Annotated in this window: 14 protein-coding genes and 1 pseudogene; 10 read left to right on the top strand and 5 right to left on the bottom strand. The window is 71.9% G+C overall.

Features of this window, described 5'->3' with window-relative positions; genetic code table 11:
• Nucleotides 1-42 precede the first annotated feature (42 nt).
• From gcvT to ACFV9J_RS29885, 6 genes are all read left to right on the top strand, one after another.
• Nucleotides 43-1,176 (top strand): glycine cleavage system aminomethyltransferase GcvT, encoded by a 1,134-nt coding sequence (gcvT, locus tag ACFV9J_RS29910; protein WP_385359180.1) that lies wholly within the window; start codon nucleotides 43-45, stop codon nucleotides 1,174-1,176.
• Nucleotides 1,177-1,293: 117 nt separating this feature from the next.
• Entirely contained in the window at nucleotides 1,294-1,671 is a 378-nt protein-coding gene (gcvH, locus tag ACFV9J_RS29905; protein WP_102928483.1) for a glycine cleavage system protein GcvH, read from the top strand.
• Nucleotides 1,672-1,685: 14 nt separating this feature from the next.
• Nucleotides 1,686-2,948, top strand: a complete 1,263-nt coding sequence (gene glyA / locus ACFV9J_RS29900) for a serine hydroxymethyltransferase (protein WP_385359177.1) — start codon at nucleotides 1,686-1,688, stop codon at nucleotides 2,946-2,948.
• A gap of 119 nt (nucleotides 2,949-3,067) precedes the next feature.
• Entirely contained in the window at nucleotides 3,068-4,435 is a 1,368-nt protein-coding gene (locus tag ACFV9J_RS29895; RefSeq protein ID WP_385359175.1) for an L-serine ammonia-lyase, read from the top strand.
• 159 nt (nucleotides 4,436-4,594) lie between these two features.
• Nucleotides 4,595-4,837, top strand: a complete 243-nt coding sequence (locus ACFV9J_RS29890; RefSeq protein WP_385359173.1) for a type II toxin-antitoxin system VapB family antitoxin — start codon at nucleotides 4,595-4,597, stop codon at nucleotides 4,835-4,837.
• Nucleotides 4,837-5,256, top strand: a complete 420-nt coding sequence (locus ACFV9J_RS29885; protein ID WP_385359171.1) for a PIN domain nuclease — start codon at nucleotides 4,837-4,839, stop codon at nucleotides 5,254-5,256. The genes ACFV9J_RS29890 and ACFV9J_RS29885 overlap by 1 nt, the downstream gene beginning before the upstream one ends.
• A gap of 23 nt (nucleotides 5,257-5,279) precedes the next feature.
• Here ACFV9J_RS29885 and ACFV9J_RS29880 read toward each other — a convergent pair whose 3' ends face one another.
• Nucleotides 5,280-6,014: a D-Ala-D-Ala carboxypeptidase family metallohydrolase gene (locus tag ACFV9J_RS29880; protein ID WP_385359169.1), complete on the bottom strand. Its 735-nt coding sequence runs from the start codon at nucleotides 6,012-6,014 to the stop codon at nucleotides 5,280-5,282.
• A 168-nt stretch (nucleotides 6,015-6,182) separates the two neighbouring features.
• On the opposite strand from ACFV9J_RS29880, the gene ACFV9J_RS29875 reads away from it, so the two are divergent.
• Both ACFV9J_RS29875 and ACFV9J_RS29870 read left to right on the top strand, forming a co-directional pair.
• Nucleotides 6,183-6,650 carry a hypothetical protein gene (locus ACFV9J_RS29875; RefSeq protein ID WP_385359167.1) on the top strand — a complete coding sequence of 156 codons (468 nt, stop codon included), beginning with the start codon at nucleotides 6,183-6,185 and terminating at the stop codon, nucleotides 6,648-6,650.
• Between the two features lie 49 nt (nucleotides 6,651-6,699).
• Nucleotides 6,700-7,992 carry a hypothetical protein gene (locus tag ACFV9J_RS29870; RefSeq protein ID WP_385359165.1) on the top strand — a complete coding sequence of 431 codons (1,293 nt, stop codon included), beginning with the start codon at nucleotides 6,700-6,702 and terminating at the stop codon, nucleotides 7,990-7,992.
• Nucleotides 7,993-8,017: 25 nt separating this feature from the next.
• Here ACFV9J_RS29870 and ACFV9J_RS29865 read toward each other — a convergent pair whose 3' ends face one another.
• Nucleotides 8,018-10,447, bottom strand: a complete 2,430-nt coding sequence (locus ACFV9J_RS29865) for a tetratricopeptide repeat protein (RefSeq protein ID WP_385359162.1) — start codon at nucleotides 10,445-10,447, stop codon at nucleotides 8,018-8,020.
• 182 nt (nucleotides 10,448-10,629) lie between these two features.
• Here ACFV9J_RS29865 and ACFV9J_RS29860 point away from each other — a divergent pair, with 182 nt between their 5' ends.
• On the top strand, nucleotides 10,630-11,187 hold the full coding sequence (locus ACFV9J_RS29860) for a glycoside hydrolase family 25 protein (protein WP_385359159.1): 558 nt from the start codon (nucleotides 10,630-10,632) through the stop codon (nucleotides 11,185-11,187).
• 8 nt (nucleotides 11,188-11,195) lie between these two features.
• Here the strand turns inward: ACFV9J_RS29860 and ACFV9J_RS29855 are convergent.
• The 3 genes and pseudogenes from ACFV9J_RS29855 to ACFV9J_RS29845 all read right to left on the bottom strand — a co-directional run.
• Nucleotides 11,196-11,879: pseudogene (locus ACFV9J_RS29855) on the bottom strand (NADPH-dependent F420 reductase); the annotation flags it as partial.
• A 156-nt stretch (nucleotides 11,880-12,035) separates the two neighbouring features.
• A complete protein-coding gene (locus tag ACFV9J_RS29850) occupies nucleotides 12,036-12,248 on the bottom strand; it encodes an EF-hand domain-containing protein (protein ID WP_385359157.1) in 213 nt (70 codons plus the stop codon).
• Nucleotides 12,249-12,296: 48 nt separating this feature from the next.
• Nucleotides 12,297-13,211: a MerR family transcriptional regulator gene (locus ACFV9J_RS29845; RefSeq protein ID WP_385359155.1), complete on the bottom strand. Its 915-nt coding sequence runs from the start codon at nucleotides 13,209-13,211 to the stop codon at nucleotides 12,297-12,299.
• 48 nt (nucleotides 13,212-13,259) lie between these two features.
• Here ACFV9J_RS29845 and ACFV9J_RS29840 point away from each other — a divergent pair, with 48 nt between their 5' ends.
• Nucleotides 13,260-13,898 carry a GNAT family N-acetyltransferase gene (locus ACFV9J_RS29840; protein WP_385359153.1) on the top strand — a complete coding sequence of 213 codons (639 nt, stop codon included), beginning with the start codon at nucleotides 13,260-13,262 and terminating at the stop codon, nucleotides 13,896-13,898.
• Nucleotides 13,899-13,909 lie beyond the last annotated feature (11 nt).

Here is a 13,909-nt window from a genome sequence, read left to right as displayed (position 1 = left end):
GGACCGACCTCGCCCCGTCCTGTCCTGGGAGACGACCGACCGATGAGCAGTACCGAACTGCGCCGTACCGCGCTGGATGCCACGCATCGCGCGCTGGGCGCGACGATGACCGACTTCGCCGGCTGGGACATGCCCCTGCGCTACGGCTCCGAGCGCGAGGAGCACGTCGCGGTGCGCACCCGCGCCGGTCTCTTCGACCTGTCGCACATGGGTGAGATCACCGTCACCGGGCCGCAGGCGGCCGAGCTGCTGAACTTCGCGCTGGTCGGCAACATCGGCACCGTGAAGCCGGGCCGGGCCCGCTACACCATGATCTGCCGCGAGGACGGCGGCATCCTGGACGACCTGATCGTCTACCGGCTGGACGACACCGAGGCCGGGGCTCCGCACTACATGGTGGTCGCCAACGCCTCCAACGCCCAGGTCGTGCTGGACGCGCTGACCGGGCGGGCGGCCGGCTTCGACGCCGAGGTGCGCGACGACCGCGAGGCCTACGCGCTGCTCGCCGTGCAGGGCCCCGAGTCCCCGGGCATCCTCGCCTCGCTCACCGACGCCGACCTGGACGGCCTGAAGTACTACGCCGGTCTGCCCGGCACGGTCGCGGGTGTCCCGGCGCTGATCGCGCGCACCGGCTACACCGGCGAGGACGGCTTCGAGCTGTTCGTGAAGCCCGAGCACGCGGTCGAGCTGTGGCAGGCGCTGACCGGGGCGGGCGAGGGCGCGGGGCTGATCCCGTGCGGTCTGTCCTGCCGGGACACGCTCCGCCTGGAGGCGGGCATGCCGCTGTACGGCAACGAGCTGTCGACCGCGCTGACCCCGTTCGACGCCGGTCTGGGCCGGGTGGTGAAGTTCGAGAAGGAGGGCGACTTCGTCGGGCGCGCCGCGCTGACCGAGGCCGCCGAGCGCGCCGCTTCCCGGCCGCCCCGCGTCCTGGTCGGCCTGGTCGCCGAGGGCCGCCGGGTCCCGCGCTCCGGGTACCGGGTGGTCGCGGGCGGCGAGGTGATCGGCGAGGTCACCTCCGGTGCCCCGTCCCCGACGCTGGGCAAGCCGATCGCCATGGCGTACGTCGACCCCGCGCACGCGGCTGAGGGCACCGGGGGCGTCGGCGTGGACATCCGGGGCAGCCACGAGCCGTACGAGGTCGTGGCGCTGCCGTTCTACAAGCGCCAGAAGTAGACAGAAGTAGACAGTGGACACGGGGCACCGCCCCTCCGCGGCAGCCCCCTGAGCCGCTCCCCATCCGTCGTCACCCCCTTCACCAGCCACTTCCTCGCGTACAGGAGAATTCAGGCCATGAGCAACCCCCAGCAGCTGCGCTACAGCAAGGAGCACGAGTGGCTGTCGGGCGCCGAGGACGGCGTCTCGACGGTCGGCATCACGGAGCACGCGGCCAACGCGCTCGGTGACGTCGTCTTCGTGCAGCTCCCCGAGGTCGGCGACTCGGTGACCGCGGGCGAGACCTGCGGCGAACTGGAGTCGACCAAGTCCGTCTCCGACCTGTACTCCCCCGTCTCCGGTGAGATCGCCGAGGTCAACGAGGACGTCGTCAACGACCCGTCGCTGGTGAACAGCGCCCCCTTCGAGGGCGGCTGGCTGTTCAAGGTGAAGGTCACGGACGAGCCGGCCGACCTGCTCTCCGCCGACGAGTACACCGCCTTCGCCGGCGCCTGAGGAGTCACGATCCCATGTCGCTTCTGAACACACCCCTGCACGAGCTGGACCCGGACGTCGCCGCCGCCGTCGACGCCGAGCTGGACCGCCAGCAGTCCACCCTCGAAATGATCGCCTCGGAGAACTTCGCCCCGGTCGCCGTCATGGAGGCCCAGGGCTCGGTCCTCACCAACAAGTACGCCGAGGGCTACCCCGGCCGCCGCTACTACGGCGGCTGCGAGCACGTCGACGTGGTCGAGCAGATCGCCATCGACCGGGTCAAGGCGCTCTTCGGCGCCGAGCACGCCAACGTGCAGCCGCACTCGGGCGCCCAGGCCAACGCGGCCGCGATGTTCGCGCTGCTCAAGCCCGGCGACACGATCATGGGTCTGAACCTCGCCCACGGCGGGCACCTGACCCACGGCATGAAGATCAACTTCTCCGGCAAGCTCTACAACGTCGTCCCCTACCACGTCGGCGACGACGGCCAGGTCGACATGGCCGAGGTCGAGCGCCTCGCCAAGGAGACCAGGCCGAAGCTGATCGTGGCGGGCTGGTCGGCCTACCCGCGTCAGCTGGACTTCGCCGCGTTCCGCGAGGTCGCGGACGAGGTCGGCGCGTACCTGATGGTCGACATGGCGCACTTCGCCGGTCTGGTCGCGGCGGGCCTGCACCCCAACCCGGTCCCGCACGCGCACGTGGTGACGACGACGACCCACAAGACGCTGGGCGGCCCCCGCGGCGGTGTGATCCTCTCCACGGCCGAGCTGGCCAAGAAGATCAACTCCGCCGTCTTCCCCGGTCAGCAGGGTGGTCCGCTGGAGCACGTGGTGGCCGCCAAGGCCGTCGCCTTCAAGGTCGCCGCGAGCGAGGACTTCAAGGAGCGCCAGGGCCGTACGCTGGAGGGTGCCCGCATCCTGGCCGAGCGCCTGGTGCGGGACGACGCCAAGGCGGCGGGCGTCTCCGTCCTGACCGGCGGCACGGACGTCCACCTGGTCCTGGTGGACCTGCGTGACTCCGAGCTGGACGGCCAGCAGGCCGAGGACCGGCTCCACGAGGTCGGCATCACGGTCAACCGCAACGCCGTCCCGAACGACCCGCGTCCGCCGATGGTGACCTCCGGTCTGCGCATCGGTACGCCGGCCCTGGCGACCCGCGGCTTCACCGCCGAGGACTTCGCCGAGGTCGCGGACGTGATCGCCGAGGCGCTGAAGCCGTCCTACGACGCGGAGGCGCTCAAGGCCCGGGTGAAGGCCCTGGCCGACAAGCACCCGCTGTACCCGGGTCTGAACAAGTAGAACAAGTAGAACAAGTAGACACCACCCCTTCGGGTGGGGCGCCGCGCCCGCCACAAGCGGCCCGGCGCCCCACCCGGAGTGCCCCACCCTCTGCACCACCCCCGTTCTGAGGAGTCCCCGTGGCCATCTCGGTCTTCGACCTGTTCTCGATCGGCATCGGCCCGTCGAGCTCGCACACGGTCGGCCCGATGCGCGCGGCCCGCATGTTCGCCCGCCGACTGCGGGGCGAGGAGTTGCTGGACTCCGTCGCCTCGGTCCGCGCCGAGCTGTACGGCTCGCTCGGCGCCACCGGCCACGGCCACGGCACGCCCAAGGCGGTGCTGCTCGGCCTGGAGGGCGACTCACCGCGCACGGTGGACGTGGAGAAGGCCGACGACCGCGTCGAGACGATCAAGTCCTCCGGCCGGATCAGCCTCCTCGGCGAGCACGAGATCGCCTTCTCCTACGACGACGACATGGTCCTGCACCGCCGAAAGGCCCTCCCCTACCACGCCAACGGCATGACGCTGTGGGCGTACGACGCCGAGGGCGCCGAGGTGCTGACCAAGACCTACTACTCGGTCGGCGGCGGCTTCGTCGTCGACGAGGACGCGGTCGGCGCCGACCGCATCGTCCTCGACGACACCGTCCTGAAGTACCCCTTCCGCACCGGCGACGAGCTGCTGCGCCTGGCCCGGGAGACGGGCCTGTCCATCTCCGCCCTGATGCTGGAGAACGAGCGCGCCTGGCGCGACGAGGACGAGATCCGCGAGGGCCTGCTGGAGATCTGGCGCGTGATGCGGGCGTGTGTGGAGCGCGGCATGACCTGCGAGGGCATCCTGCCGGGCGGCCTGAAGGTCCGCCGCCGCGCCGCGAACACCGCGCGCAAGCTGCGCTCCGAGGGCGACCCGCAGGCCCTGGCCATGGAGTGGATCACGCTCTACGCGATGGCCGTGAACGAGGAGAACGCGGCCGGCGGCCGGGTCGTCACCGCCCCGACCAACGGCGCGGCCGGCATCATCCCGGCGGTCCTGCACTACTACGTGAACTTCGTGCCCGGCGCCGACGAGGACGGCGTGGTCCGCTTCCTCCTCGCCGCCGGCGCCATCGGCATGCTCTTCAAGGAGAACGCCTCCATCTCCGGCGCCGAGGTCGGCTGCCAGGGCGAGGTCGGCTCCGCCTGCTCCATGGCGGCCGGCGCCCTCGCCGAGGTGCTCGGCGGCACCCCGGAGCAGGTGGAGAACGCCGCCGAGATCGGCATGGAGCACAACCTCGGCCTCACCTGCGACCCGGTCGGCGGCCTGGTCCAGATCCCTTGCATCGAGCGCAACGGCATGGCCGCGGTCAAGGCGGTCACCGCGGCCCGGATGGCGATGCGCGGCGACGGCTCGCACAAGGTCTCCCTGGACAAGGTCATCAAGACCATGAAGGAAACCGGCGCCGACATGTCGGTCAAGTACAAAGAGACGGCCCGGGGCGGGCTCGCGGTGAACATCATCGAGTGCTGAGGGAACAAGCCCTGCCCAGCATGTCCGTGTCTTCCGACACTGTCCTGCGGGAGGTATACCGACGGGCAAACGGACCCGCCAGGGCACACCACTAAATGACATCGTTCGCTATACAGAATTGATATCATTTAGTGGTTCGGATCATGCGAGGAGGCCAGTGTGGCAAGGACAGTGATCGACCTCGACGAGTCCATGGTCGCCGAGGCCATGCGGATCTTCGGCACCAAGACAAAAGCTCAGGCCGTCCGGCTCGCCATGGAGGACGCCGTCAAACGGCACCTGCGGCAGGAGGGCTTCGACGCCATGGACGCGGGCGAATTCGACTTCAGCGAGATCATCGAGAGCACCGGCCCTCGGAACGCCGACGGAACCCTGAAGCGCGAAGGCGGCCGAGCCGCCTGATGCAGGACCGCTACCTGATCGACAAGTCCGCTCTGGCGCGCTGGACGAAACCAGGCGTCAAAGAAGTACTCAAACCCCTCCACGAACGCTACCTGCTCACAGTCTGCGAACCTACCGAGTACGAGATGATCCACTCGGCCCGGGACACCGCCGAGGCAACGCGAATCAGCACCTGGCTCCACGCCTTCGACTACCTGCGCGGTGACGACCACACTTTCACTCGCGCCCTGGAGGTCCAACGCCATGCTCTCAACGCAGGTTTCCACCGGGCACTGTCACTCCCCGACCTCCTCATCGCCGCCACAGCGGAGCTGAACCGCCTGACCGTACTCCACTACGACGGCGACTTCGACATGATCGCTTCCCTCACCGGCCAGCCCACCGAGTGGGTCGTACCACCAGGCACCGCCGACCGCTGAACCGCAGGATTGGCTCCGGCGGTTCAGATGCCGCAGTTGGGTGCCGACCAGTACGGCGACGGGTCGAAGGCCACGTGGGTGTGGTCGTTGTGGCCGGGGTAGCCCGGGCCGAGGATCTCCGAGAAGCCGTGGGTCCTGGCCTGCTGGGCGAGCCGGCAGAAGCTGGGCGAGCCGGTGAGGTCGGCGGCGTCGCCGTAGAGGTGGCGGCTGGTGGACGAGCCGCCGACGGCGTTGTTGCAGGTGCGGGAGCGGAAGCCGCTGGAGATGGTGATCGGCACGTCGCCGAGGGCGTGCCGCATGGCCTCCAGCTTCCACATGGTCTTCAGCGCGTTCGACTTGGCGGTGGCGGCGGAGACCGCGCCGCCCGACCAGTCCGAGTTGCACTTGTTGAGCTCGGCGTAGGTGAAGTGGACGGGCGTGCAGTCCGCGTCCTGAAGCGCGTAGATCTTGCTGAAGGTCGCGGGGCCGGCGATGCCGTCGGCGCCCAGGCCGTAGGCGGCCTGGAACTTCTTGACGGCAGCGGCGGTCCTGGCACCGTACTGGCCGTCGTAGGAGAGGCGTTCGCCGGAGGTGACCCAGCCGGCGACGCGGATCTGGAGCTGCGTCACGTCGCTGCCGGAGGAGCCCTGTCGCAGCGTGCGGTTCCAGGTGTAGCAGGAGTCGGCCTGTGCGGTGCCGGCGGTGGCACCCACGCCGATGACAGCTCCTGTCGCGATCATGACAAATGAGAGAAGCAGACGTGACACGTGTCTGAACATCCCGGCCTCCCGAGCGTCGCAGTCGAGGGTGGTCCGATCGTGGACCAGAGCACAGCGTGGAGCACGGCGCTACGCGCGTCAACAGTGCCTGCGGGCAGCCGTTCGCCGGATAGCATCGGACGGCCAGAGCGACAGTGGACCAGACCGATTCAGGGGACCGGACCGGCGATGACAGGTGGGGCGGAGGCGGTACGACTGCGGGTGCCGGCCGGTGCGGACGCGGAGCGCTGGGTCACCCGGGTGGGCTGCCGGCGCGTGCTGTTCGTCGTGCACAACGTGACGTCCGCGACGCGCCTGCTCGACGTGCTGCCGCTGTTCGACGGCGACCTGCGCGTGCAGATGTTCGCCACCTGCACGGGCTCGTCGCCCTTCCTCGCGGGGGTGCCCGAGCTGCTGGCCCGGGCGGGGCTGCCGGTGCTGCCGTGGGAGCAGGCCAAGGACACGCCGTTCGACCTCGCGGTGTCGGCGAGCTATGGGGGCGAACTGGGGGCAGTCAAGGGGAAGTTGGTCGTACTGTCACACGGCGTTGGATACAATAAGAGGCTGGCTACACCGGACACCGGACACCGGACACCGGACACCGGACACCGGACACCTGCCGCCTGTCTTTGGGCTGGCGCCGGAGTGGGTTCTTGAGGACGGGCGTCCCGTCGCCACCGCGACCGTACTGTCCCATCCCGAGCAGGTGGAGCGGCTGCGCGCGGCATGTCCCGAGGCGGCGCCCACCGCGGTGCTCGCCGGAGACCCGTGCTACGACCGCATCCTCGCCGCGCTCCCCCAGCGCGAACGGTTCCGTCGCGCACTGGGCGTGGGGCCCGACCGGCGGCTGGTCGTGGTCGGTTCGACCTGGGCACCGCGGTCCCTCTTCGGCGGAGACGGCGACGACCGCGACGACCTGCTGCCCTGGCTGCTGTCCCGGCTCGCGGCGGAGTTGCCGGCCGACGAGTACCGTACGACCGCCGTCCTGCACCCCAACATCTGGTACGGCCACGGTCCGGGGCAGGTCCGGGCCTGGCTGGAGAATGCCCGGCGGGCCGGTCTCGACGCCGTACCGCCCCTCGAAGGATGGCGGCAGGCGCTGATCGCGGCCGACTGCGTCCTGGGGGACCACTCCAGCGTCACCTACTACGCGGCGTCCATAGGCATCCCGGTCGTCCTCGGCGCCTTCCCCGAGCAGGATCTCGACCCCGGCTCCCCGGTGGCCGCCCTCGGACGCACGGCGCCCCGGCTGTTGCGGCACGGCAGCCTGCGCGCGCAGATCGACCGTGCCGTCGAGGCACACGAGCCCGGTCGGTACAAGGCGCTGGCACAGCAGACCAGTTCGGCGCCCGGGGAGTCCGCGGTGCTCCTGCGCCGTCTGTTCTACAGCCTGCTGGACCTGCCCGAGCCCCGGTCGCACGCGGCGCTGCTCGAACCGCTGCCGCTGCCGCCGTTCCACCCCGTCCATGCCACCGCACCGGTTCGGGTCCTGGTCCGGCGCATCGGCGCGGATCCCCCGCAGGTGGACCTCGTGCGGTACGCCGTCGGCGGTGACGAGCCGGATCCGCCGCAGGAATCGGAGGCGCCGGTCGAGTCGGCGCACACGATGGTCGACGAGGAGACCCGCGAGCCCGGCCGGCTGAGCGTCGCCGATGTCGTCGTACGGCGCGCGGCCGCGGACGATCCTCGGCTCGGTCCGCCCGCGGCCTGGGCGGCGGAGGCCCTGGCGAGCCATCCGTACTGCGGGCTGGTCGCCTTCGTAGACGGGCCGGACCGCTGTTACGTACGCACCAGGGACGGGGAGCTGTTGCGTCTGACGGCGGCGCCGGACCCCGCCGGGCGGCCCGATCTGTGCGATCCGGCCGCCTACGCCGCCGCGCTCTACGCCTGGACGGCGAGCGGCCGGGCACCGGCCGACGCCGGCCCCGTCCTCCGCGTGCGCACCGGGGCCGCCGTGCACCGTGTCACCATCGAGCCGTCCGCCGCACGGCCGGCGTGAACCGGGACAGCTTCGGGGCCGCCGGTCAGGTCTCGATCTCGGTCAGGCGGGCCCGTACGCGGGCGAGTGCCGCCTCGTCGTCGTTTCCCGCGTCCTCGTAGCACCCCGCGGCACCGCGCAGGTCGTCCGCCTCCTGCGTGGTGCGGTCGGCGACGCGGTGGCAGCGGGCCCGGGCCTGGAGGGCGTCGGCGAGTTGCAGGCCCGCGCCGTCCTCGGTCATGACCTTGACGGCCTCGTCCAGGCACACCCGCGCCTGATCCGGGTCTCCCGCGTCCAGGTGCAGATCGCCCAGGCTCATGTAGACCCGGCCTTCGTTGTAGCGGTCGCCGCCGCCGTCCAGACGCCGGAACCGCGCGAGGGCGTCGTACAGGGGGGCCGCGGCCTCCGTGAAGCGCCGCTGCTTGGTCAGGGCGCGGCCGATGTGGTGCGTCAGCAGGGCGGTGGCCCGGGGGACGTCCCGCCATCCGTCGTCGTCCGGGCCGATGCGGTCCAGGATCTCCCTGGCCTCCTCGAAGTACCGCTCGGCCGCCGTGAATTGCCACTGCCGCAGCCGCAGCAGCCCTCGCGCCTCGACGGCGCTCGCCTCCCCCCGGTGGTGTCCGCAGTCCCGGTCCGCCACCTCGGCCCGCTGGAGCGCGGCCTCGGCCTCGTCCGTGTGCCCCGCTCCCATGTGCCCGAAGGCGAGCTGGGTCCACATGCGGCCCACGGCGCGGCGGTCGCCGAACTCCGCGGCGCTGCGCTGTGCCGCCTCGACGCCGAGCACGTGGGTGTCGATCCACTGGGCGTGGAATCCGAGGCGCAGATGCAGGGTCCACACCGCCTCGCACAGCTGCCACACGAGGTCGTCGAAGCCGTGGTGCGCGGCGGACCTGATGACGGCCGCGAGATTCTCCCGTTCCCGGCGCAGGCTCGCCAACGCGCGCTTGCCGTCGGCCGGGTCCCGCTCCGCCGGGAGGACGAGGCCCTGGTAGGCGGGGCCGAGCCGCCACCGTTTCGGCATGACACGGAAGTCCGCGGCGGCCGCGAAGCGTAACTGCCCGACGGCCACCCGGCGGACGGCGGCGGAGATCCTGGTGTGACCGTCCTCGGCCGACGCCAGTTCCCGGGCGTGGGCGCGGGTCAGGTCGTGGAAGCGGTACCGCTCCTCGCCGACCTCCTCCAGCAGATGCACCCGGCTCAGCTGTTCGAGCAGTACGCGGGCCTCCCGTTCCCGGACGTCGGCGGCCTGCGCGGCGCACGGGACGGTCACCGTCGGCCAGGCGGCAGCCGCGATGGCGCGGTAGAGGGCGGCGCAGGCGGGCGTCAGTTCGCGGTAGGCGACGTCCTGGGCGGCCCGGACCGGGTCGGCCGGAGTGCCGGGACCGTCGTCATCGGGGTGCGCGTCCCGCACGGCGGTGTCCTCCCGGTCGTGGCCGTGGATCCGGTCGGACAGCCGGTGCGCGACGCGCTCCCAGCTGAGGTGTTCGCGTACGGCGAGGCCCGCGCCCGTGGTGCACAGCGCGAGGGGGACGCCGCCGGTGCCGTCCGCGACGGCCCGCACGGCGTGGTCGGGCACGGCGGGGCGCCGGTCCCCGACCACCCTCCTGAGCAGGTCCACGGAGTCCTCGGACGACAGCGGTCCCAGAGCGAACGGCCGGGCCCCGTGCTGCGCCACGAGTCGCCCCGGCCGGTGCCGGCTCGTCACCAGGACCAGACACCCCGGGGAGGCCGGCAGCAGCGGGATCACCTGGGCGTCGTCGTGGGCGTTGTCCAGTACGACGATCATGCGGCGGTCGGCCGTGCAGTCGAGGTACAGGTCCCGCTGCCGTGCCTCGTCGCCCGGTACCGCGGCGGGCGGCACCCCCAGCCGCTCCAGGAACCGGGCGAGTACCTCGGAGGGCGGCAGCGCGGTACCGGCCGACGCGCCGTTCAGGTCCGCGAAGAGGACGCCGTCGGGGAACCGGTCCGCCAGTTCCAGGGCGCAGTGCACGACCGCGGCGGTCTTGCCGATGCCGCCGGGACCGGTCAGCGCGGCGAGCACGGGCGCTCCCCGCGGGCGGTCCACGTCGTCCACCAGGGCGGTGAGCCAGGCGAGTACGTCCGCGCGGTCGGTGAACACCGCGGTCGTGGGTGGCAGCATCCGCGGCCGGGAGGCACCGTGCGCCACCGCGGGCACGGGGCGGGGGGCCAGCCAGGCGGCCTCCCGCACCCACTCCGACACGTCACGTGCGGCCTGCGGGGAACTGTGCACCAGTTCCATCAGCCGTAACGCGGCCGCCGACCGCTCGGACGCGGTGACGGGCAGGGTGGGACCGTCACCCGAAGCGTCCCCGTCCGTGCCGCCGCCCGGGTGACGGCTCAGCAGGTCGAACAGTCGCTCGGAGGTTCGCCGGCCCAGCTCGCCGCCGGCGCCGGACAGCGCGCCCGAAGCGACCGTGCCGACCGCCGAAACCACCATGCCCAGCACTGGCTCCACGCCGGCCCCCTCCCCAACTCCTCGTCCTCGCAATGCTATCGACGAGCGCGAGGACCTCGAGGGGAATCTCCGACTCCGTCACGGGGAATGGGGAGGGGAAGAAGAAGGACCGGGGAACGAACACGAACACGATCCCCCCCACACACAGCCCCTCATCCCCCACAGCCCCTCAGGGAGGCCCCATGCTGCGTGGCATCGACGTCAGCGCGTACCAGTCCGCCGACTACGACACGGACGGCCTCTCCTTCGTCTTCGTGAAGGCGACGGAGGGCCGTTCGTACGTCAACCCCAAGCTCTCGGCCCAGACGAAGCGGGCCCGCGACGCCGGGCTGGTCGTCGGCTTCTACCACTTCCTGTGGCCGGGCAACCTCACCGCCCAGGCCGAGTACTTCGTCTCCAAGGCCCCCGACCGCAAGGGCGACGTCCTCGCCGTCGACTGGGAGACGAACGGCGAGGGCACCCATCCGAGCAACGCGGAGAAGGACAGCTTCATCCGGAAGGTGAAGGCGCTGCGGCCGGACAACAGGGTGATCCTCTATGCGAACAGGAATTTCTGGTTGAACATCGACACCACTTCGTACGCCGGTGACGGCCTCTGGATCGCCGACTACGTCTCGGCGGGCAAGCCGCGCATCCAGGCCAAGTGGCGCTTCCACCAGTACACCGACGACCCGGTCGACACCAACGTGGCGGACTTCGCGAGCAGGGCCGCGCTGAAGGAGTGGGCCCAGGGCGCCTGAGGGCGGAGTCAGCCCCGGAAGGCCGCGGGCCGCTCCGGGGACGCCTGCGCCAGCGCCTCGGCGACGCCGTCGACGCCCTCGCGCAGGCCGTAGACCGGGGTGTCCGGCTGCTGGCGCCAGGAGTCGTCGATGCCGCCCGCGTCGACGGTGTCGAAGCCCAGCTCGTCGATCAGGGTGCGGACCTTCGCCTTGGCCGCCTCGTCGTCGCCCGCCACCGGGAGCGCCAGGCGGTCGGGCGCGCCGGCCGGACGGGGCCGGTCGAGGATGTCCTGGGCGTAGGTGCCGTTGAAGGCCTTGATCACCGGGTGGCCGAGGTGGCGTTCGGTCCAGCGGCTCTCGGTGAGGCCCTCGTCCTCGACGCCCGCGATCCTGCCGTCCCGCTGCTGCGGGTAGTAGTTGCCGGTGTCGATGACCGCGACGCCCTCGGCCGCGCCGTCCAGGACGCCGGACGGCAGGTCCGGGACCCGCTTCAGCGGGATGGTGACGACCACGATCTCGGCGCCCCGCGCCGCCTCCTCCACCGGCACCGGGGTGGCGCCGGTCTCCTCGGCCAGTGCGCCGAGCGTCTGCGGCCCGCGCGAGTTGGCGACGGAGACGTCGTGTCCGAGTGCGGTGAGCCGCCGGGTGAGGTTGCCGCCGATGTTGCCCGCGCCGATGATGCCGATCTTCATGATGCTGACTCGCCTGGCCCTTCGGAGGTCGTGTCCTGCCGTTGAGCACCAGCAACCTCCGTGCCCGGCGGGCTATTCCGCCGTCGCCCCGCCTTCACTCCCCCGCAGCAACGTGCCCGGACGGCGAAGGGGCGCCCGTCCGGGTCACCGGCGGGCGCCCCTCTCGGCACGTCGTCGTCACTTGTTCAGGTGGGCCCAGAACTCGTCGAACGACAGCTGCTTGTCGCCGTCGAGGTCGCGGCCGGCGATGATCGCCTCGGCCACCGACTCGGTGACGTTCCAGTCGCCGCCCTGGGCGAGCGCGGCCTTGAACTCGGCCGCGGTGATGAGGCCGTCACCGTCCGTGTCGATCCGCTCGAACTGCTTGCGTGCTTCTTCGATGTCGGCCACCGGTCCGCCCCTCGTTCCGTGCATTGGGTCCATCTGACGCAGGTCAGATTAACCGGCCGTCCGAGCGCTCAGTGCGGCGACCACCCACCTGAACTGGTCCTCGTGGGCGGAGGGCGGCTCCAGGCCGTTCACGATCGCCGACAGTTCCCGGTAGCGGGCGAGCCGGACGTTGGTCACCGCGGTCAGGCGTTCGAGTACGACGGCCGGGTCGGCGTCGCCGATCAGCGCGCGCACGATGTCCGCGGCCCGCGGCGAGTCCGGTTCGATCCCCTCGTGCAGCGCGTCGCTCGCGAGCCGCACCATGCGGCTCACGAACCAGAGCGAGGAGCTGGTGGGCACGTCCGCGCCCCGGTCCGCGGCGTTGAACTCGATCATCTGGCGCATCGTGACCCGGAACTCCGGGTCCTGGATCAGCTCGGCCAGCTCCACCCAGGCGTCCACCTGCTCCGCCGTGGGGTCGTCGGGCAGGTCGGCCGCGGCGAAGCGCAGGCGGGTGCGGATGTCGGGGTCCGCGGTGTCGATGCCCGCGAAGACCTCCGCCATGAAGTCCTCGATGATGCGGCGCCGTTCGGCGGCGGACAGTCGGGCCAGCTTGTTCATCAGTGTCATCTCCTCGGCGGTCGAACCGCGTCGCGCCACGGTCGACAGCACCGCCCGGGTCACCCTCAGCGCGGCGATCTGCGCGTCCAGCGCGCTCACGTGCGCCGCCGCGACCTGCGCGACGGTGGTCTCGCCGGCCAGGACGCGGCGTACGGCGTCCAGGCCGAGGCCCAGTTCGCGCAGGGTGCGGATCAGCTCCAGGCGGGCGACGGACCCGGCGTCGTAGAGCCGGTAGCCGCCCGCGGAGCGGGCGTGCGGGGGCAGGGCGCCCTCGTCGGACCAGTAGCGGATGGTGCGCACCGTGAGGCCGGTGGCGCGCGCCAGTTCGCCGATGGTCATGAGGCCGGTGCCGTCGTCGGTCATGTCTGGGAGTCTGTGCCTTCCAGTGGGTGGAGACTCAAGGAGCGCGGTGTGGCGAAGAGCCTGCGGGAGATTCTGGACGCGGCGGCGCGGGGTGTGTTCCCCGCGGCGGACGGCGGCACGAGCGTGGTGCCGCAGTCCGGCGGCCGGGACGCGGGGGTCATCGCCTTCACGGCGCACTCGGTGGTCTTCACCGACGAGGACGAGGGATGGGTGCGCAAGACGCTGGCGTCGCTGGGCTGCGACCCCCTCGCCGCGACGATGAACGCCCGGTTCCTGGCGGCGTTCGCGGAGCGCACGGGGCGTACGACGGACACGGTCGACGTGCTGCTGACCGGTGCCCCGCTCCCGGGGCGCCCGGAGGTGGCGCTGACGGAGGTCGCCGATCCGGGGCATCCCCGCGTGGTCGCGGCCCGGCGGCGGCGCGACGGGGTGCGGGTGTGGGCGGCGGACGGCGGGGTGCTGGTGCTGGGCCGCGGGGTCGGCGGGCGGCTGGAGGTCGCCGTGGAGGTGGCGGAGGGCGCCCGGCACCGGGGGCTGGGGCGGCGGCTGGTGACGGCGGCGCGGCGGCTGGCCGGGGGTGAGCCGGTGTGGGCGCAGGTGTCGGCGGGGAACGCCCGCAGTCTGCGGGCGTTCCAGGCGGCGGGCTACCGGCCGGTGGGCTCGGAGGCGCTGTTCCTGCGCCCCTGAGCCAGGGCGGT

The sequence above is a fragment of the Streptomyces sp. NPDC059906 genome, assembly GCF_042730645.1.
GTDB lineage: Bacteria > Actinomycetota > Actinomycetes > Streptomycetales > Streptomycetaceae > Streptomyces > Streptomyces rubrogriseus.
Note: the sequence above shows the minus strand (reverse complement) of the source record. Positions and strands in the feature narration are given on the sequence as shown.